Origin of the sequence: Sporosarcina sp. FSL K6-1508, assembly GCF_038007465.1 — a bacterium.
Taxonomy (GTDB): domain Bacteria; phylum Bacillota; class Bacilli; order Bacillales_A; family Planococcaceae; genus Sporosarcina; species Sporosarcina psychrophila_B.
This window is the reverse complement of the sequence record NZ_JBBOXF010000001.1, coordinates 3,175,492-3,195,731: the sequence shown is the minus strand read 5'-3', so window position 1 is coordinate 3,195,731 and position 20,240 is coordinate 3,175,492. Positions and strand designations below refer to the sequence as shown.

General features: G+C 40.5%; 15 protein-coding genes and 1 pseudogene. 6 read left to right on the top strand and 10 right to left on the bottom strand.

Going from position 1 to position 20,240, the window contains the following annotated elements; all coding sequences use genetic code 11:
* Positions 1-345 precede the first annotated feature (345 nt).
* The 4 genes and pseudogenes from preA to MKZ11_RS15990 all read right to left on the bottom strand — a co-directional run bounded on the left by preA (position 346) and on the right by MKZ11_RS15990 (position 5,879).
* The gene (gene preA / locus MKZ11_RS16005) at positions 346-1,608 is read right to left on the bottom strand and encodes an NAD-dependent dihydropyrimidine dehydrogenase subunit PreA (protein WP_340795383.1); all 1,263 of its coding nucleotides are present in this window, start codon (positions 1,606-1,608) and stop codon (positions 346-348) included.
* A gap of 12 nt (positions 1,609-1,620) precedes the next feature.
* Positions 1,621-2,964 carry an NAD(P)-dependent oxidoreductase gene (locus MKZ11_RS16000; protein ID WP_340795382.1) on the bottom strand — a complete coding sequence of 448 codons (1,344 nt, stop codon included), beginning with the start codon at positions 2,962-2,964 and terminating at the stop codon, positions 1,621-1,623.
* Positions 2,965-2,992: 28 nt separating this feature from the next.
* On the bottom strand, positions 2,993-4,396 hold the full coding sequence (hydA, locus tag MKZ11_RS15995; RefSeq protein WP_340795381.1) for a dihydropyrimidinase: 1,404 nt from the start codon (positions 4,394-4,396) through the stop codon (positions 2,993-2,995).
* 236 nt (positions 4,397-4,632) lie between these two features.
* A pseudogene (locus MKZ11_RS15990) lies at positions 4,633-5,879 on the bottom strand (Zn-dependent hydrolase).
* 153 nt (positions 5,880-6,032) lie between these two features.
* Here MKZ11_RS15990 and MKZ11_RS15985 point away from each other — a divergent pair.
* The 4 genes from MKZ11_RS15985 to MKZ11_RS15970 all read left to right on the top strand — a co-directional run bounded on the left by MKZ11_RS15985 (position 6,033) and on the right by MKZ11_RS15970 (position 11,806).
* Positions 6,033-7,199 carry a PucR family transcriptional regulator gene (locus MKZ11_RS15985; protein ID WP_340795380.1) on the top strand — a complete coding sequence of 389 codons (1,167 nt, stop codon included), beginning with the start codon at positions 6,033-6,035 and terminating at the stop codon, positions 7,197-7,199.
* Positions 7,200-7,224: 25 nt separating this feature from the next.
* Positions 7,225-8,772: a PucR family transcriptional regulator gene (locus tag MKZ11_RS15980; RefSeq protein WP_340795379.1), complete on the top strand. Its 1,548-nt coding sequence runs from the start codon at positions 7,225-7,227 to the stop codon at positions 8,770-8,772.
* Positions 8,773-8,901: 129 nt separating this feature from the next.
* Positions 8,902-10,263: an aspartate aminotransferase family protein gene (locus MKZ11_RS15975; protein ID WP_340795378.1), complete on the top strand. Its 1,362-nt coding sequence runs from the start codon at positions 8,902-8,904 to the stop codon at positions 10,261-10,263.
* Between the two features lie 22 nt (positions 10,264-10,285).
* On the top strand, positions 10,286-11,806 hold the full coding sequence (locus MKZ11_RS15970; protein ID WP_340795377.1) for a CoA-acylating methylmalonate-semialdehyde dehydrogenase: 1,521 nt from the start codon (positions 10,286-10,288) through the stop codon (positions 11,804-11,806).
* Positions 11,807-12,076: 270 nt separating this feature from the next.
* On the opposite strand, the gene MKZ11_RS15965 is transcribed toward MKZ11_RS15970, so the two are convergent.
* From MKZ11_RS15965 to MKZ11_RS15950, 4 genes are all read right to left on the bottom strand, one after another.
* Complete coding sequence (locus MKZ11_RS15965) at positions 12,077-12,253, bottom strand: hypothetical protein (protein WP_340795376.1); 177 nt, start codon at positions 12,251-12,253, stop codon at positions 12,077-12,079.
* A 125-nt stretch (positions 12,254-12,378) separates the two neighbouring features.
* Complete coding sequence (locus MKZ11_RS15960) at positions 12,379-12,987, bottom strand: ABC-2 transporter permease (protein WP_340795375.1); 609 nt, start codon at positions 12,985-12,987, stop codon at positions 12,379-12,381.
* Positions 12,980-13,849, bottom strand: a complete 870-nt coding sequence (locus MKZ11_RS15955) for an ABC transporter ATP-binding protein (RefSeq protein WP_340795374.1) — start codon at positions 13,847-13,849, stop codon at positions 12,980-12,982. The genes MKZ11_RS15960 and MKZ11_RS15955 overlap by 8 nt, the downstream gene beginning before the upstream one ends.
* Positions 13,849-14,226: a GntR family transcriptional regulator gene (locus tag MKZ11_RS15950; protein WP_340795373.1), complete on the bottom strand. Its 378-nt coding sequence runs from the start codon at positions 14,224-14,226 to the stop codon at positions 13,849-13,851. Before MKZ11_RS15950 ends, MKZ11_RS15955 begins: the two co-directional genes overlap by 1 nt.
* Before the next feature lie 648 nt (positions 14,227-14,874).
* Here MKZ11_RS15950 and MKZ11_RS15945 point away from each other — a divergent pair.
* Positions 14,875-15,582: a DNA alkylation repair protein gene (locus MKZ11_RS15945; RefSeq protein ID WP_340795372.1), complete on the top strand. Its 708-nt coding sequence runs from the start codon at positions 14,875-14,877 to the stop codon at positions 15,580-15,582.
* 108 nt (positions 15,583-15,690) lie between these two features.
* On the opposite strand, the gene MKZ11_RS15940 is transcribed toward MKZ11_RS15945, so the two are convergent.
* Both MKZ11_RS15940 and MKZ11_RS15935 read right to left on the bottom strand, forming a co-directional pair.
* Positions 15,691-16,089, bottom strand: a complete 399-nt coding sequence (locus tag MKZ11_RS15940) for an SRPBCC domain-containing protein (protein ID WP_340795371.1) — start codon at positions 16,087-16,089, stop codon at positions 15,691-15,693.
* Between the two features lie 237 nt (positions 16,090-16,326).
* Complete coding sequence (locus tag MKZ11_RS15935) at positions 16,327-16,698, bottom strand: iron chaperone (RefSeq protein ID WP_340795370.1); 372 nt, start codon at positions 16,696-16,698, stop codon at positions 16,327-16,329.
* A 953-nt stretch (positions 16,699-17,651) separates the two neighbouring features.
* Between MKZ11_RS15935 and helD the strand changes: the two genes are divergently transcribed.
* The gene (gene helD / locus MKZ11_RS15930) at positions 17,652-19,988 is read left to right on the top strand and encodes an RNA polymerase recycling motor HelD (RefSeq protein ID WP_340795369.1); all 2,337 of its coding nucleotides are present in this window, start codon (positions 17,652-17,654) and stop codon (positions 19,986-19,988) included.
* Positions 19,989-20,240: the final 252 nt, after the last annotated feature.

The following is a 20,240-nucleotide window of genomic DNA, read 5'->3' as shown; positions in this document are numbered from 1 at the left end:
ATTTCCAGTTAACAATGAAAAGCGGAAGGCGCCGTTTAAGACGCGACAGGCAAAAGTAAAAAGGAAGGCAGTCTAAGATCGCAACGTCCTGTCGCAACGACTGCATACCTGCCTCCTTGCAGGCACGACGTGGCGGTCTTTGCCACATAGCTAGATTGCATTCAAGGAACCTAGCCTACGTACGCCGCGTCCTGCGGCAATAAGGAGGGATGCAGTTCAATCCCTCCCCGCTTACGTGACTCACATCCCGTGAGCCTCCGAGCGGCTGGCGCCTGGAGTCTAGACACTGCTCCAAGTCTAAAAACTTATACTTTCTTATCTTTGAACAAACAATTAACCTCAATTTTATCGAGAAAAACTGCTGATAAGTGATTGACGATCGTTCCAAGTCATTGGCGCAATAGAGGACTTTCTTTCGACCATCGAAATCGCACCATCTACTGGGCACACAATCGAGCATAAATTACAGCCTACACAATCTTGTTCACGCACCTTCAGCATCGGACGACCACTCTCTGTGTACATGTCAATACATTGATGTGACGTATCTTCACACGCAATATGACATTTATTGCAATTAATACACACATCATTATTAATTTCAGCAACAACTTTGTAGTTTAAATCTAAGTCACCCCAGTTAGAATAACGTTGGACCGACTGACCGACTATATCCATCACCGAGGCAATGCCCTTCTCATCCAGATAATTATTAAGTCCATCAATCATATCTTCGACAATACTAAATCCGTGGTGCATCGCTGCAGTACAAACTTGTACGCCTGTTGCACCCATCAGCATAAATTCCGCAGCATCCTGCCAATTTGAAATCCCTCCAATGCCTGAAATCGGCACATTTACAAAAGGATTTCGCGCACATTCTGCGACCATATTTAGTGCGATCGGCTTGACAGCTGGCCCACAATATCCGCCATGTGAACCCTTCCCGCCAACATGTGGCACCGTATTCCATGAATCTAAATCGACACCTGCTAAGCTGTTAATCGTATTAATCATACTAACGGCATCCGCACCGCCACGCACTGCCGCTTCTGCCGTCATCGTAATATCCGTTATATTTGGCGTAAGCTTGACGATAACAGGTGTACGCGCAACTTCCTTCACCCAGTGCGTTTGCTTTTCAACCAATTCAGGGACTTGACCAGAGGCAGCCCCCATTCCTCGTTCTGCCATCCCATGTGGACAACCAAAATTAAGCTCAAGACCGTCAACCCCGACAGCTTCTACTTTTTTGACAATCTCATGCCACTTCTCCTGCTGTGGTTCTACCATTAATGAAGCGATAATGGCATGATTAGGAAACCTTTTTTTCGTTTCAAGAATTTCCTGTAAATTAACTTCTAATGGACGATCCGTAATTAGCTCAATATTATTAAAGCCCGCTACTCTCTGTCCGTTAAAGCTGATGGCCGCAAAGCGCGATGAAACATTTAAAATTGGTTCGCCCAATGTTTTCCAAACTGCGCCACCCCAGCCCGCTTCAAATGCACGTTGCACTTGATAGCCCGAATTAGTCGGTGGTGCCGATGCTAACCAAAATGGATTCGGTGATTTAATCCCCGCTAAGTCAATTCGTAAGTCTGCCATGCTCCATCCCCCCTATGCGATCTCGCTCGGTTTTCTTAAACGCTCATGAATGATGTAAGCAGCATCTTTACCTTGCTGTGCAGCTGTTACCACCATTGCTTCCCCTTGACCATTGCCGAATATAACATCTCCACAGGCAAACACTTGGTCATTCGATGTTTGCATAGTCGTTTCGTCAATGTCTACAACTCCGTTTGTATGCTGTAATCCAAACGCTTCAATGAGCGAGACAAAGCGCGTTTGTCCAATTGCTTTAATGACCGCGTCCACCTCTATAACAAACTCAGATCCCTTGATTACTTCAGGTCGCTGCCTGCCGTCTACTCCCGGCTCTCCAAGCTTCATCTTGACGCATTCAAGTCCTACTACTTTTCCTGCCTCATCACCGATAATTTGTTTCGGCGCTGTTAGCCACTTAAATCCAACGCCATCCTGCTTGGCAAATTCATATTCAAATTGGTAGGCAGTCATCTCTTTTTCTGTTCTTCTATAAAGAATGTCCACTTGCTCCGCACCTAGTCGCACAGCACAGGTTGCACCATCGATGGCTGTGTTACCAGCACCGATGACCGCAACACGTTTACCGACTAAGTCTTCTGTTAGTGCACCCAGTTTCGTGTGCTTTACAAACTCAATGGCATCATGAACGCCTGCTAGTTCCTCACCTTTAATGCCAAGATTAGGTACAGCCCCCATACCAACCGCTAAAATAACGCTGTCATATTGCGCTAAAATTTCCTCCGCAGAAATATCCACGCCTACTATTGTGTTTGTTTTAATGTCCACACCAAGCTTTACAACTTGCGCCACTTCCCAATCTACTACATCATTCGGTAATCGGAATGACACGATGCCATAGTTGCCCAAGCCACCCGCCTTTGCTTCTGCTTCAAAAATTGTGACACTATAGCCGAAGCGACTAAGCTCACGCGCTGCCGATAGACCAGCTGGACCAGCGCCAACAATCGCTACCTTTTGTCCATTAGGTTGACCTTTTTTAAATAGCTCGACGTCTGATTCCATCGCCCAATCTGTTGCATAACGTTGCAAGTGCCCGATTTTAATAGGCTTTGTCGAGGAATTTAACACACATGCCCCTTCACATAATTCCTCGGTCGGGCATACCCGCGCACAGCTTGCACCAACCGGATTGGCCTCCATAATCGTCATGGCCGAACCTTTCATATTACTGGAAGCAATTTTTTTGATGAAATTCGGAATTTGAATACTTGTCGGACATGCTGTAATGCAAGGTGCGTCATAGCAGTACAGACAGCGATTAGCCTCTTCTTGTGCTTCATTTTTTGTCATCCTGCTAGTCATTTCCACAAAATTCCGTTCGAGTTGTGAAGTCATTGAAACATTCCCCCTCATGGATTGATGTTTACACGTTGATTGGTTGCGCAGTCGTCGGTTGTAGTGCACGCTTGATATATTGGCCACTGCCTAATGCTCCTACAAATTGTTTGTTTTTAATGACGTATTCACCACGCACAAGTACATTGATAGGCTCTCCTGTCACTTCCCAGCCCTCATACGGATTGTAGTCGACATTCATATGGTGGGTGTTCGCTGAAACTTCACGTTTTACCGTAGGATCAAAGATTACGATATCCGCGTCAGAACCAATAGCAATCGTTCCTTTTTGTGGATATAAGCCGAAAATTTTTGCGGCACTTGTCGAAATCATATCGACGAAGTCATAGATGGAAATTCGCCCTTTCACCACACCTTCAGAAAATAAAATGCTGAAACGATCTTCGATAAACGGTCCACCATTTGGAATTTTAGAAAAGTCATTTAACCCTAATTGCTTTTTTCCGTTAAAGCTAAATGAACATTGGTCCGAGCCAATTGTTTGCAGTTGCTTGGCTTTTAACGCATTCCACAAATGCTCTTGATGATATTTCGGGCGAAGCGGTGGTGACCAAACATATTTTGCCCCCTCGAAGCCCGGCTGTGCTAACGCTGACTGATCGAGCGTTAAATAAGGTGGACATGTTTCCCCATACACGTCATAGCCCTTTTCACGCGCTGCGATTATTTCATCTAGTGCCTCTTTACACGTCACATGTACAACATAAAGCTTGGCTCCTGCGATATGCGCTAGTTCAATGGCTCGTTTCGTCGCCTCACCCTCTAACTCTGCGGGACGCGTAAGAGCGTGATAAATTGGCGCCGTCTGACCAGCTTGCTTCGCCTCCTCTACTAATTCGTCGATGACGGAGCCATTTTCACAGTGCACCATGACAACAGCGCCCAAGTCTTTTGCGATTTTAAAGGCTTTGAACAGCGTACGGTCTGTCGCCTGGAATTCTTTCGCGTAAGCCATGAACACCTTGATAGACGTAATCCCTTCCTGCTCTAGTAACAACGGTAACTCGGCCTCTGTTTCAGGCGTTAAATCACTAATCATTAAATGGAAACCATAGTCAATGGCTGATTTGCCCTTTGCTTTTACATGCCACTTTTCCACAGCCGTCGCAAGTTTTTCTTCACCCGCAGATAAGCAAAAATCTAAAATGGTCGTCGTCCCACCGAAGGCAGCCGCAATTGTACCGGACTTCCAATCATCGTCTGTCACCGTGTTGTTGAAAGGCATATCCAAATGCGTATGCGGATCAATTCCCCCGGGCATCACGTATTTACCCGTTGCATCTACAATTTCCGCTCCGTCAGCTGATAAATTTTTGCCGATTTGCACGATTTTGCCGTTCTCTATTAAAATATCTGCCTCATACATATCTGTTGCTGTCGCAATGAGTCCACCTGTAATCACTTTTTTCACACTATCCTCACCCTTCGATTAATGATGTAAAATTTATCAAAATCTGTTAATATGCTAGCTCACCGTCATGACAGGGAGGTTGACTTCCGTGCCGGCTAGGCACTTTCCGAGGGGTCGTCCAACCTTCACTCCAATCAATCAGCTTTCTAATGATATGCACTTTAATCAAACGTCATCCCTAACTTTTAGAGATGAACCAATGCGCTAGCGAATTATAGTATTTTAGCCTGCACTCATCATGAGTTTAGTGTGTATTTTTCACCCATGCTGAACTTTGTTTGTAGTGTCAACACGGTTTCCAGTAACACGTCTGCCCCCTTTGCACAGTCTTCAAATGTCGTTTCCTCCTCCTCGCAATGACTTTTCCCCTTGATACTTGGAACAAAAATCATTGCCGAGGGGATGAAGCTCGCGATATACTGCGCATCGTGCCCCGCCCCACTGAACATTCGATTGAAGGAATATCCAAAGTCATGGCATGATTTTTCCACTTCACTGCAAATAGCTGTATCAAAAAATACCGTCTCCCGCTCCCATAGCTTGACCGGGCGAATGTGGCAACCGTTTTCCTCTGGTGCTAGGGCTGTCAATAGCTTTTCCACTTTGCGCATCACCGCTGGATTTTGATGACGCGAATCCATGGTAAAAACTACTTCGTTCGGGATGACTGTATGAATATTAGGTGCCACGTGCATACGCCCAAATGTGAACACAAGCTCTTCGTCGATTTTGCCCAGCTGCTCATGCAAAGACGAAATTATACGAGACGCCACAATCATCGGATCTTTACGCATCGACATCGGCGTTGTGCCAGCTGATTTGATTCACCTGTCACGGTGATTTCATAGCACACCATGCCTAAAACGCCTTCGACCACACCAATTTCACGTTGCTTTGCTGCTAATACTGGTCCTTGTTCAATATGCAGCTCAATATAAGCAAAGGCTTCTGTTAAGCGATTTCCTTGCTCCCCCGCGTAGCCACTTGCTTGTAATGCTTCTTGAAAAGTAATGCCATTTTTATCGACAGACTGTAGCATTTTTTCTTTACTGAATTTTGAAGCAATGACACCGGAACTCATCATCGCCGGATCGAAGCGTGCACCTTCTTCATTCGTAAAATTCACAAGCATTAATGGGATCTCGAGCTCAATGTCGTTTTCCTTTAACGTTCGTATCGCCTCTATTGCTGTTAAAATACCTAAGACACCATCAAACCTGCCACCTTTTTCAACCGAATCTAAATGTGATCCCATTACGATTGGTGGACAAACTCTTTTTCCAGGTAGAATCGCATAGATATTTGCCATATCATCTACTTGAATATCCATGCCTAACTCTTTGCATATTTCACAAAAATAGTCTCTCGCTAATACATCCTCTTTTGAAAGGGACAAACGGGTTACGCCCCCATTGGCAGTTACACCAAATTGACTGAATTGTTCAATTAACCCCTGCAGTCGACTACTATTACATTTATACATATGCAAGTCCTCTCTTTCACAGTTATTAAAAAGTTGTTGTTTATTAAAATTATAAAATACTAAATATTCCAAAGATATAGATATAAAACTAAAAAAGTATGTGCAAGTGCACATTATTTATGGTACGGTACTTGTATAATTAGGGGGGCTGTTATGGGGACGATTGGCAAAATCGTAGAGGGGGCTCTATTCCCAATGCTGACATTAGTAGCTGGACAAAGTGGTATGTATCGAAGAGTTACGGGTATTAATGTAGTAGAAAGTATTGATTTAATCATGTTTTGCCGACCAAATGAATTAGTTGTGACAACAGGCATTAACTTTCCACACCAAAATACATCCTTAGAACAACTCGTTAAACTGGCCTACACTAAAAAAATAGCTGGTTTTATCGTGAATACGGGACCTTATATTCCTGACATTCCTGAATCGGTCATCTCGTTTGCCAATGAGCATGAATTACCCATTTTTCAAATGCCTTGGGAACGCCGTGTAGCCGATCTTTTAAAAACGACATTTCAATTTATCGCCCACGAACAAGAACAATCCACCGAAGACCAAGTCCTTTACAACTTACTGTTTCACTACAAACAGCACGTCGATTCCACAAGGCAAAATTTAACCCAACTTGGATTTCCACAAGGCGCAGAATTGGCCGTCATAACATGTACAACAACAGATGCACGCAGTAGCATTGACCGTTACGAGGTACTCATTCAGTTCGCATTCCAAAATAGATATAAACGCTTTTTAAGACTCAAGCATAAAAATCACCTCATCTTTCTCATCAACCGAACACAAATCACTACATCCAGTAGTCCTTTCTCAAAAACAGTAGAAGACATCTACGATAAAATCACCCAGAAAAACGGAAGCTTAAATGTCATCATCGGCAAAGGAAGTTTTTATGAAGACTATGAAAACATCCATAAAAGCTACAAGGAATCACTCACTGTCATTCAATTAGCACAGCTGCACAACAACCGCTTCTTATACAAATATAAAGAAATTGGAGCCTATAAAATTATTATGGGTGTGCAAAATCGGACATTAATTGAATCCTTTAGTCAGGATATACTTGGACAGCTTTATCGATATGATGATTTGCACAACACCGATTACGTGTCATTTTTACGTATTTTCCTTGAGGAAAACGGCAGCACGAGTAAAGTTAGTGAACGTTTATTCATTCATCGCAACACTGTCCTATATAAAATCAAAAAAGTAGAACAGCTATTAGATATAGACGCCACCAACCCTTTTACAAAAACCAATTTGTATATGGCCTTTTTAATAGAAGATGTGTTGACGCATCAATAATTATGCGTCATAGGAGGAGGAATTTATGAATGGATTTTCACTCACGGTAGCAGATGTACTGATGAAAAAGTTATTCAGTAACGCGAAGCTTCTTGCTGGTGCACAAGGACAACTTAATGTCATCAAATGGGTGCATATCGTCGAAAATATGGATGCCGCCAAATTATTAAAGGGAAATGAATTAATTTTGACGACGGGTATTCATTTGAAAAACAATGATGACTTCCATCACTTTATTCACCAATTAATTGTATCCAATTCAGCTGGGCTGTGCATTGAGCTCGGTCACTCCATTCAAAAAATCCCTGATTGTATACAGCAACTGGCAACGGACTACCAATTCCCTCTTATCATCTTTCATCAGGAGGTAGCCTTTGTCGAAATCACACAAGAAATACACGGCATCCTCATCAATCAGCAATATGGCATGGTTAAAAACCTGGAGAACTACGCACAGCAAATTAATAAATACACACTCACCGCCAACAATTACGAGCAAATTTTAATGCACCTCTATAAACACCTTGACTTGCAGGTCGTCTTTACAATCAATGGGCAAAAACCTGTGTTTATTCCAAATATACAGCAGAACAAGTATGAGCAGATGCAACAACAGGCAAGTCCTGATTATCTTGAAAAACATATCATTCGCTGTGACGTGAATACTTTCAACCAGTATTATGGGGAGCTTTGTTTGTTTTCTCCGCAGCGCGTCGTCAATGAATACGATGCACTAATTTTAGATCGTACGGTTATTGCGCTTTCACACTATTTATTGCGGGTTTTGTATAGCGAGGAAAAAAAAGCCGTGGAGGATCGTGAAGTTTTAGAGCAATGGCTGAATGGTCTATCCAATGTGGAGGAATTGACGCATTTCCTGCAAGACCATCATGCAGAAATCACAACAAGTCATTGGCTGGTCATGATTCATCAAATCAACAAAAGTAAAAGCAGTGATTTAACGTACTATAAGCTATTAACGCGCAATGTCTTAGAGAAGTTAGAATTCTATCCGTTCATCATAGAAAAGCAACAACAGCTTATTTTTATTTTAGCGAATTTACGTGCGCATGAAACGTATAAGCAACGAATAGAACAAGCCATTACTCAAATCCATGACAATCAACAAAAGTATAAATATGCTGACTTTAACATTTCAGTCGCTGTTGGCAAATACGTCACTCATTTCCAAGCTGTCAATACTAGCTTTCTAACAGCTAAAGACACCTTACACATTCGACGGAACGCCCCACAGCTTTCGTATTTTTATGAGAACTTACACCTTCACCATTTAATTTTGCAATTACAAAAAAGCCCATATATTATGGACATGATGACCGAATATATACAGCCCGTTATTGACTATGACCGCAAGCATAGAAGTAAATTAGTCGAAACGTTAAAAGTATACTTACACACCAATGGTCAAAAAAAAGACACTGCCGAACGCCTGTTTATCGTTAGACAAACACTGTACCATCGTTTGGAAAAAATTGAGCAGCTGCTCGGTCCAGATTTTATGCAAACAGAAAAGCGATTAGCACTGGAGTTAATACTGTTTAACGACAGATAACCATTCCCATCACTCACTAATGTGAATAGCAACAATCTATTCATTTTACATTGTGTATAATGCTATTTTTCCTAATAGAGTGAATAATAGAGTTATTGCATGATAATCAATGAAGGAGTGATGATGTAGGTGACGAATTTAACGAGTCAAAATTGGCAAGTAAAAGATGAACAATATGTATGGCATTCCATGAAGCCCTACAACCCAAACACGACGACAATCATTCAGAAATCGAAAGGCGCTTGGATAACGGACATTGATGGGAAACGTTATTTAGATGCCATGTCTGGTTTATGGTGTGTGAACGTTGGCTACGGGCGAGAGGAACTCGCCAAAGCCGCTTACGAGCAATTACTGGAAAATGCCTATACTCCTCTATCCGTGGGGCACATCCCTGCCATACAACTGAGCGAAAAAATCAGCGAATTATTAGGCGATGATTATGTTGTGTTTTTCTCTAATAGTGGTTCAGAGGCGAATGAAGCCGCCTTCAAAATCGCACGTCAATACCATCAGCAAAAAGGTCATACAAATCGCACCAAATTTATTTCCCGCTATCGTGCCTACCACGGCAATACGATGGGGGCATTAGCGGCAACAGGGCAAGCACAACGTAAATATAAGTACGAACCGTTAGCACCTGGTTTCCTCCATGTTGCACCACCAGATGCCTACCGTGCAAACGAAGATCATATTACAGAGCCAACTGCCCTACCGTCTGTTCAGGCAATCGATAATGTCATGACTTGGGAATCATCCGAGACGATTGCCGGCGTAATACTTGAGCCTATTATTACCGGTGGCGGCGTGATAATGCCCCATGAGGACTATTTGCGTGGGGTAAAAGCAGTTTGTGAAAAGCATGGGGCCCTGCTCATTGTCGATGAAGTAATTTGCGGCTTCGGACGTACAGGCAAAGCATTTGGCTTCCAAAATTATGACATTCAGCCGGATATTGTCACAATGGCAAAAGGCTTAACAAGTGCTTATATGCCGTTATCTGCTACAGCTGTGCGTCGCGAAATTTATGAGGCTTTCAATGGGAGTGAGGAGTACGACTTTTTCCGCCACGTCAACACATTCGGAGGTTCTCCAGCAGCTTGTGCAGTTGCCCTCAAAAATATCGAAATCATGGAAAATGAAAATTTATTTGCTCGCTCAGAAGAAATGGGCGCAATTATCCATGCGGAACTACAAGAACGCTTAAAGGATCATCCAAATGTCGGCAACATCCGCGGTAAAGGCTTACTGATTGGCATTGAGCTTGTGAGTGACAAAAACAGCAAAGCGCCAATGGATGTAACTGCTGTCAACAAAGTCATCGCTTTATGTAAAGAACAAGGGTTAATCATCGGGAAAAATGGTGTCACGGTTGCAGGCTTTAACAATACGTTAACTCTCGCTCCACCACTGATTATTTCATTAGCAGAAAAAGATGTGATTGTTGAAAAACTTACGCACGCTTTAAATGAACTACTGCAAAAAGCGTAAAACACAAGGGGGAAATGAATGTATGGTAACAAATACAGAGGTAAAAGAACTAGGGCATTTTATTAATGGTGAAATCGTTGCAGGCACAAGTGGTCACTTCTCAGATGTTTTCAATCCGAGTTTAGGGGCAGTGATTGCACGCGTCCCTATTGCAACGAAAGAGGAAGTGCAAAGCGCAATTGCAACAGCTAAAGCAGCCTTTCCGGCATGGCGCGCCCTATCGATTGGCAAACGCGTTGAAATTGTCATGAAGTTTCGTCAATTGATGACCGCACGTATGGATGCGCTCATCGACATCATTTGTATCGAAAGTGGGAAAACAATCGAGGATGCCAAGGGTGAAATCACACGTGGTTTAGAATCCGTCGACTTAGCCATCAATGCCCCTCACCTATTAAAAGGTGAGTACTCCGTCAATGTTGGTGGGAATATTAATGCTTATTCCGTAAAAGCACCACTTGGCGTTGTTGCAGCAATTTCCCCATTCAACTTTCCAGTGATGGTGCCACTTGCCATTACAACTATGGCGGTCGCAGTCGGCAATTCCGTCATTTTAAAGCCGTCCGAGCGCGTGCCCTGCTCCGCATTATTTTTATCGGAACTGTGGAAAGAAGCGGGTTTACCTGATGGTGTTTGGACAGTCATCAATGGCGACAAGGATGCGGTCAACGAGCTATTAGAAAACCCTGCTGTTGAAGCCATTTCGTTTGTCGGCTCCACAGCTGTCGCTGATTATATTTACACAACCGGTTCAAAATACGGTAAGCGCGTTACGGCATTAGGTGGCGGTAAAAACAATATGATTGTCATGCCAGATGCAGATTTAGAACAGGTCGCAAACGCATTTTTAGGCGCGGCCTATGGCGCCGCTTCGCAACGCTGTATGGCCATTTCCACAATCATTCCCGTTGGCGAAGAAACAGCGAATAACCTTGTCAAAGTACTGGTTGATAAAATTGCAAAATTGAAAGTGGGGCCGTACACAGAATCAGACGTTGATTTTGGACCTGTTATTACAAAGCAATCAAAGGACGCAATCATTGGCTTTATCGACCGTAGCCTAGAAGAAGGTGCTACACTCGTATGCGATGGTCGCAACCCAGACATCGCTGAAAACTCGAATGGCTTTTATCTAGGTCCTACCCTATTAGACAACGTCAAACCTGGCATGGAAATTTATGAGCAAGAGGTATTCGGTCCTGCTCGTAATGTCGTTCGGGTAGATTCATTAGAGGAAGCAATCGACTTAATCAATGCACATGAGCTCGGTAACGGTGTCACAATTTTCACGAATAACGGGGCGGCCGCTCGCAAATTTACAACGGATATTGACGTCGGCATGGTTGGGGTAAACGTGCCAATTCCAATTCCTGTTGGTTATCATAACTTTGGCGGCTGGAAACGCTCGAGATTCGGTGAGGGGCATATGTTTGGGCCTGACCAAGTCCGCTTCTTCACCAAGACCAAAACCATTTCAGAAAAGTGGTTTGAAGAAAACAGCGAATCCGCGTCAACATTTGCTTTTCCAAGTAACAACGACTGATGGTTCGCGTAAAATAAACTACTAGTCATTCAAGAAGTCATCTAATACTTTTAAAATTGCAAATGCTTTAATTTAAAAATAGAGACTGCTCCCAAAGTCCAACAGTGGCAATCGTTTGATACACTCGTTAAAAAAGCAGGTATGCCTACTTAATTGACACTGGCAATAGGTGTTGTTTCCAATCAATTTGAAGAGGTATACCACTGATAAACTAGAAACGATACACAGTACAAGCTGTAAATATATACTAATTATCTTCCACATGATTTTCTATTTATTTTTTCTAAGTTGAGACGCACCATAGATAATAGCAATAAGAACAAAACCTGTTAATATTGTGTAATTCGCCAGTGGATCGCTAATTCGCGGTATTGAATGCTGAAACACTTTCAAAAGAACTAATAACCCTATGCCGATAATAATTCCGAAAACTGTTACTTTTTTCATTGCCTCACCCTTCCCGTAATATAAAATCACTTCTTTTGTGAAATGATAAAACTTGTAAACCTAGGCTTTGTGCAACGACTCTTGAGGGACGGTACATGACATTTCCCCATCCCTCAGGAATATCTTTAAAACACTTTTTTTCTATAAATATGAATCGACAGCAGCCATGAACATGTATAGAGCACCATAACCGACAAGGCAATGAACAAATAGAACTGAGCAGTTTGTAACGTTAATACCGTTTGCACAAACTCCCTGATTTTATCGTTCACGTTGGGGATAAATAAAGGAATAATCACTAGATAAATGGCTAACGAAACAAGTGCACCAATGAGCATATATTGGCTTTTAAATTTATACGAAAATGGGAAAAGCAATGATATTGCTACCATCACAGAGCTAACGATCAATAGTATATCTTTCCACATCATTATTTCTTGATGAATGATTAAATTGCCAATAAAGATGGTGAAAACAACTGAACCTACGAAAATAAATGTACCGATATATTTTGAACTGACAATTTCTTTCCGTGTATAAGGCAAGGAATTGAGCAGTATATGACTTGCTGACTTTTCATCAACGCTATAAGCATTCATAACAATTGAGATGCTAAATATTATACCTATCCAGACATATGAGTTTTCCATGAATAAGAAAACAACTAAAAGTGGTAGCAGAATCAATAACGTCGTCTTTTGCAAAAGGATATCTTTCCGAATTAAATTAAACATGCTGCTCAACCCCTTTCTTTGTATAAAACATAATATCTTCAAGAGTTGCCTTCTCGATCAAAGCCAGTTCTCCAAAAATATCTTCTACACGTGCTTTATTAGCTGTTAATCCTACAAAACCATGGGCAGATTTTCGTATGGCTATAAATTCCCGTTCTGTATCCCCATCTAATAGCCCTATCCCGCCTTTTACAATGGCATACTCTTCTTCAATTTGATAAAATTCCTTTGTGAAAATATGCTCACCATTATGGATAAACGTAATATAATCTGCAAGACGATCTAAATCTGTCGTAATATGAGTCGAAAAGAAGATAGCTTTCTCCCCATCTTGCATAAGATCACGTAAAATATCTAACAACTCCCTACGAAAAATGGGATCTAATCCAGACGTAGGTTCATCCATAATAATTAATTCCGCGTGATGCGATAAAGCAATTGTTAACGACGCTTTCATCATCATTCCTTTAGAAAAGGATTTAATTTTTTTATTAAGCGGCAATTCAAATGTTTGAACATAATGATTGAATAGTTTATCATCCCAATTTAAATAGGCTGGTTTTATTATTTTCTTCATTTCTGCTAACGTTAAATGTTCATAAAAAATGTTTTCATCAAATACAAAGCCAATGCGCTGCTTTATTTCTTTTTCATAGTCCTTATAATCCAAACCGAATATCGAAATTGTTCCGCTATCTGGCTGCAATAAATTCATCAATAGTTTAATCGTCGTTGATTTCCCAACACCATTTCCACCAATAAACCCCGTTATGAAACCCTTTTTAACAGTCATTGAAAAATCCTTTAGTTGAAAACCCTCAAATGATTTTTGGACATGTTGTAATTCAATTACGTTTTCCATCAGTCAACCTCCGTATACAATAATGTAAGCATTTCCTTTAGTTCCGCTAAGCTCAGATCCATTTCTTTACCGTTTTGAATGGCTACCAGTAACTTTTCTTCAATCACTTTCATCTTTCTTTCCTTCATCATCTCCATATTTTGCTCTGCTACGAACGAACCTTTCCCCACAATGGAATAGATAAAGCCATTTTTCTCAAGTTCTTCATAGGCACGCTTCGTTGTAATAACACTAATCTCCAAATCCTTTGCGAGCTGACGCATAGAAGGAAGCGACTGCCCTTCTTGCAATTGACCTATGAAAATCAACTTTTTTATTTGTGCATAGATTTGCCTATAAATCGGTTCTTTTGAACTGTTTGAAATAATAATTTGCATACAACTACCTCTTTATGAATTATTGTATATATACTATATACACACTATATACATATTGTTCTTATTTTGCAAGCTGAATTATTGTCGAGCTCAAAAAAACAGAAAACATAAGAGTGGTGATTTTGTCATCTCATGTTTTCTGTTTTGAATTCTTTTGTTATCAGCCATGGGTTTCATGCATTTTAGTTTGATCTCCTGAATGCAACATAAAGATTGATTATTTTCTATGCTACCTTCTTAAATAAGAGCACCTTGTTAGTTAAATTTAAAAATGCTAATGAAATAATCGTCTAATTTCTTTCATATAGCGGTATAACTGTTATAGTTCGATGTGAGGTATTCTTTACTTGACGCCCTATACAAAATAGCCGGATTGTTTGATAGTAATATTTTATCATTTTTCACCACTCGTCAAAAACCTTCCTCTTATTAATAGGAATCGATAGAAACTATGAATCTCTATACAAGCTAACAATTATGTGTAAAGTCATTTAAATTTAGGTGTTCAAAGTTGGTACCTACCTAAAACCCATGCATGTATCGGTCGTTTTAATGACAATTTGTAAGTCTTTGTTATAAGATAATGATGATATATTTAATTGGCAAAATTTCAGGAGGAAAACTCCAAAAGATAGGAAGTGTTAGGCGATGAATTTAGATGTGGTGATGCAGGAGCTTGAAGCCCTTGGCAAGGATCGAATGAAAAAAATGTACATATCCAATGGTGCACATGAGCCGCTTTTTGGCGCGGGTACAGGCGCTATGAAACCAATCGCAAAGAACCTAAAATTAAATCAGCCTTTAGCTGAAGAGCTTTATGCTACAGGGAACTACGATGCCATGTACTTTGCAGGCATTATTGCAGATCCCAAAGCCATGACGGAGGCGGATTATGATCGTTGGATGGATGCGGCGTATTTTTATATGCTGTCCGATTATGTAGTGGCCGTAACTTTATCAGAGTCAGATATTGCACAAGAAGTTGCTGATAAATGGATCGTGAGCGGTGAAGAGCTGAGAATGTCAGCGGGCTGGAGTTGCTACTGTTGGCTTTTAGGAAATCGTTCAGACATTGAATTTTCGGAAAGCAAGATCTCAAACATGCTCGACATTGTGAAAAATACAATTCACGACTCGCCAGAACGAACGAAATCGGCTATGAATAATTTTCTATCCACTGTGGGGATTTCCTATTTGCCGCTCCATGAAAAGGCCATCGAGACCGCAAAGACAGTAGGTATAGTAGAAGTCAAACGGGACAAGAAAAAAAGCAGTATCCTAAACGCTTATGAAAGCATTCAAAAAGAAGTAGATAGAGGAAAGATTGGATTCAAACGCAAATATGTAAGATGTTAAGAAATAGCCATGCTCCGCGAAATAATCTTTAAATATCGAGGGTGTTAATCCAACAAGGATTGACACTCTTTTACGGAACAAGGATTTGACTATCCCATATGGTATTGTTTATACATATGGTAGTTCTTCCCCCTCTATCAGCGCTTTCAAATTAGCTAATGACTCATCATAACCTCCTGAATTGATGGTAACTGTTGTATGATTTCCATCTTCAACTAAACTAAATGATAGTAGCAATTTTTGTGAATCCAAGTAAAGAGTAAACTCTTTATAAGGAATTACCTTTTCAATCGTTAAAGACATCTGATGTTCCTCTGTCAGATTATTATGAGCGCTGGGCATTAACGTAAAAATTACTTTTTCCCCAGCTTTTAAAGTAGGGATCTCCCTAGGCGATCCTGGCGCATACCAGTGTAAGAGCTTATCCTCATTTGTAACAGAATCCCAAACTGTTTCTTTATCCCCATTTATCAAAACCGAACTGTTATCTGGCGTATTATTATCCATGATCATCCCTCCTGAGATTTATTTATATAGAGATCTTCAATTATTGGATACTATTGTTGAAGATCATAAAGTTTAATTCAAAAGACGCTAAAACTATTGATTTTATCCTATAAGAAAACCACACATTTTGAAAAAGAGATTGATCAAAATGTGTGGCTTTTATATTGGATTAGATTAGATTCGATTTCACGATAAATTATGGTTAAAATGCATTGTCCCCTTACTAATCCAAGTTTTTTATTTCCGCCAAAAAGTTAAGCACTCTGCCTTATCCAACATATTAAACTCAATCATTTTTTTAAGTAAAGAGAAATCAACCGGACCCTCCCACGGGATACGTACCAACTGCTTGGTGTGATCATAGCCAGCCCGCACAATTTCATCAGAAAAATGAGTAATCCCTGCATTTTCAGGGGCAACAGCCAAATGTTTTTTAGCGATGCTAAAGCCAATAATAAATGTATCATGATCAGTAAACATAGGCTGATTCCATGCGATTTTTGTCTCTAAATTTGGAAATTCCTTAGTTACCCAAGCTAAAACTTCTTCCGTTCTGTCCCGATGTTGCGGTTCATCAATTTGCACTAAATAGTCTGCAAAAACTTCCATGTCAATCTCTCCTATAATAAAATCTATTTTTATACGATACCACTTTCATGCCAGTACAACATTCGCAACCTCATTCATATCATCAATATGAATTAAAACGCCTTCTTTAATCCGCTTGTCAACTTTAAATATTCTCATTCTTTTAGACATAAAAAACACCCTTTATGATAATCATATCCAACGGGATGAAGCTGTGCAACCTTATTGAAAACAGTGAATCTTTTTCTAAACGGTCAAACTTTATTTTAAAACACAAACTTGTCGCTTTAGAATAAAGCTTGATCAAAAATGGTCGGTACATCCATATTTTATGGCAAAAGAAATGAATCCATTTTGAAAATAGATTGATTGAAATGTTGTTATTCTTTCTAATTATGTATGAGATTCTTATAAAAAATTTTAATCATTTTAATGAGCGTTATTCAACTAACGCCCTGTTAGTTTAGTCAATTTCATAATAAAACAATAAGCCTTAAAATCCGAATGTGATTGATTTCCACTTACTGCTCTTAACGCTTCGCTTTTGTTCGCAAAAGCCTTTCTTTGTGACGGCTTTCGCTACAATCAACGAGATTAGAACTTTATATTCACGAACAATGAAGCAACTAATCTTATAAATTTCCGCATTTTTAATTGGAAAAGGATTTGTTAAATAAGAATTAAAACTTTTAACAAAAAGAACCAGCAACTATTTATGCTTTATAGATTTCGTAGTAAAATTATGGTCAAAAAAACACCCTTTTATCTATCGGGTGTGCGTTTCTTGCATTCAACTAGTGTATGTATGGCAAAGAAGCATAGAAATCATGTACAATACATTGAAAAAAATGAGAATCTATGGTATATTCATATAGATATTCGCTATAATTACTAAAAAGCATTATGTCTCCACTTTAAATGATACAACATATTTTTTCATTTGTCAAACCCAATCTTTTTAAGGAGTGGTTCCTATGGATTCAGAATTTCAGCAGGAGCAAAAACGAGTGGACAGTGTAATAGAGACAATAACGGAGCGAATCAGCAGATTAGAGGGAGAAACTTCTCGGCGTCAGAACGAACTGGTTACTATACGCAAACACTTTTGGGATGAAGTCAAAGTAAATGTTGATACCTTCGACGATTATCTTGAGACCATCATCGGTTTGAGACAAGAGGCTCAAGCTTTATCAGTAAGTCAAAGCACCGATAGACATGTATCCAAGAATTTGTCCAAGCTGCGGCGCATGCAGGAGGTGCCCTACTTCGGCCGAATCAATTTCATTGAAGAAGGAGAATTCATCCAGGAACAAATTTATATTGGAATCTCCACACTTACAGATGCTAGTGGCGAAGAGTTTCTTATCTATGACTGGAGAGCACCGGTCTCGAGTGTCTACTATGATTACCAGCCCGGTCCCGCTCAATATGCAGCACCCGGAGGCATATTCCAAGGTACATTGGAGAATAAGTGGCAATATCTTATCCGCGGGGGTGTTCTTCAATCTATGTATGATACGAGTCTCACCATCGGAGACGAGATATTACAGCAGGTTCTAGGCAAAGGCACTGACAAACATATGCATAGTATAGTCGCTACCATTCAACAGGAGCAAAACCGAATCATCCGTCATGATCGTGGGAAACTGCTCATTGTACATGGTGCAGCTGGCAGCGGCAAGACATCGGCCGCCCTACAGCGTATTGCTTTTTTACTCTACAAATATCGAGATAGTATGAATGCCGATCAAATTATTCTATTTTCGCCTAATTCGATGTTTAACAGTTATGTGTCTAATGTGCTGCCGGAACTCGGTGAAGAGAGTATGCAGCAGGTCACATTTCAGGAATACTTAAACCATCGGCTAAGTAGCGAGTTTCAAGTTGAAAATCCCTACGAGCAATTGGAATATGTTTTAACTGCTACAAATACCCCTTCCTACAAGTCAAGGGTTGCGAGCATTCGATTCAAAGCATCACCCCTATTTTTCGAAGCGATTGAATCATATAGAAAGTCGTTAGCGTTATCTGGAATGTTATTCATGGACATGAACTTCAGAGGAAAGCCGATTGTTACCGCGGAGCAAATAGCAGAAAGGTTTTATAGTAACGACACTTCACTCCGCTTTCATAATAGACTTGAAAAGTTAAAGGATTGGCTGGTTAAGAAAATAAATGAAACCCAAAAGGATGAACTGACTAAGCCGTGGGTACAGGAGAAAATCGAGCTGCTTAGCAGCGAGGATTACCATAAGGCCCATACCTACTTAGCAAAAAGACGCGGCTTTAAAAGAGAATCGATTGCCGATTATGAGATCGAGCCTGAAGCACTTGCCCGATTGATTGTTCAACAGAAATTGAAGCCGTTACGTAAACAAATCCAAACAACTGGTTTCATCGACATTAAGGAGATATATAAGCAGCTTTTTGCTGATCCCCTGCAGATCAAGCAGTTGATGGAGGGGGAAACACCCGCAGAATGGGCGGAGATTTGTCAAGCGACGCTGAAAATGCTATCTGAAGGCAAACTATCCTACGAAGATGCTACTCCTTTCTTACTTATGAAAGAGCTGATTCAAGGCTTTCAGTCGAACAGCTCGATAAAGCACGTACTTGTTGACGAGGCGCAGGATTATTCACTGTTTCAATTCGAGTTTCTAAAGCGTTTATTCCCTTTGGCAAGAATGACTGTGCTAGGTGACTTTAATCAGGCGATATTCGCCCATGCAAGCGAAATGAATGATTTTCATACACTTTTGAGCTTATACGGACAGGTTGAAACGGAAGTGATCAATATGACACGCAGCTACCGATCCACAAAACCGATTATTGAATTTACAAGTAGACTAGTACCTAACGGCGAACGGATTATCCCTTTCGAACGTGACGGCGAGCGACCCGTGCTGACACAATTGCTCGATCACTCTGAACTGCACCGCTGCATCGCGTCCAAAGTCGCAACTTTGCGAAGTCTTCGTTATAACAGTATCGCCATAATATGTAAATCATCTGAGGAAAGTAAGAGTGCATACGAAGCCTTGTCCAACATCGATGATATCAAGCTCATGAAGAATGGCTCGATTGAATATGAAGAAGGGGTTGTTGTCGTACCGTCGTATTTGTCAAAAGGCATCGAATTTGACGCGGTAATCATTTATGACGCATCAGAGCAAGTATACGGCGATGAGAGCCTTCGCAGAGTATTCTACACCGCCTGCACCAGAGCTATGCATTATTTGCAACTTTACAGTGTAGGTGAACCGACCCCATTATTGTCAAACGTTTTGCAAGAAAATTTCATCCAAGCTTGACTTAGTTGAAATTTTAACGATAAACACACAAGTCCAATTATCTAATTAAAAATAACATTAAACAGCCGAAAAATATGTAAGTTTTCATTCACTGCCTACATATCTTTCGGCTTTTTTACTTTAACAAATACAGCCATTAAGCTTAAATACAATTATAAGACTCACTCTTAAAATAATTTAAAAATCCTTACATTTTCATCGGTTCCTTATTTACACCTAATGGTAAACAAAAAACCACAAATCAAACTAACG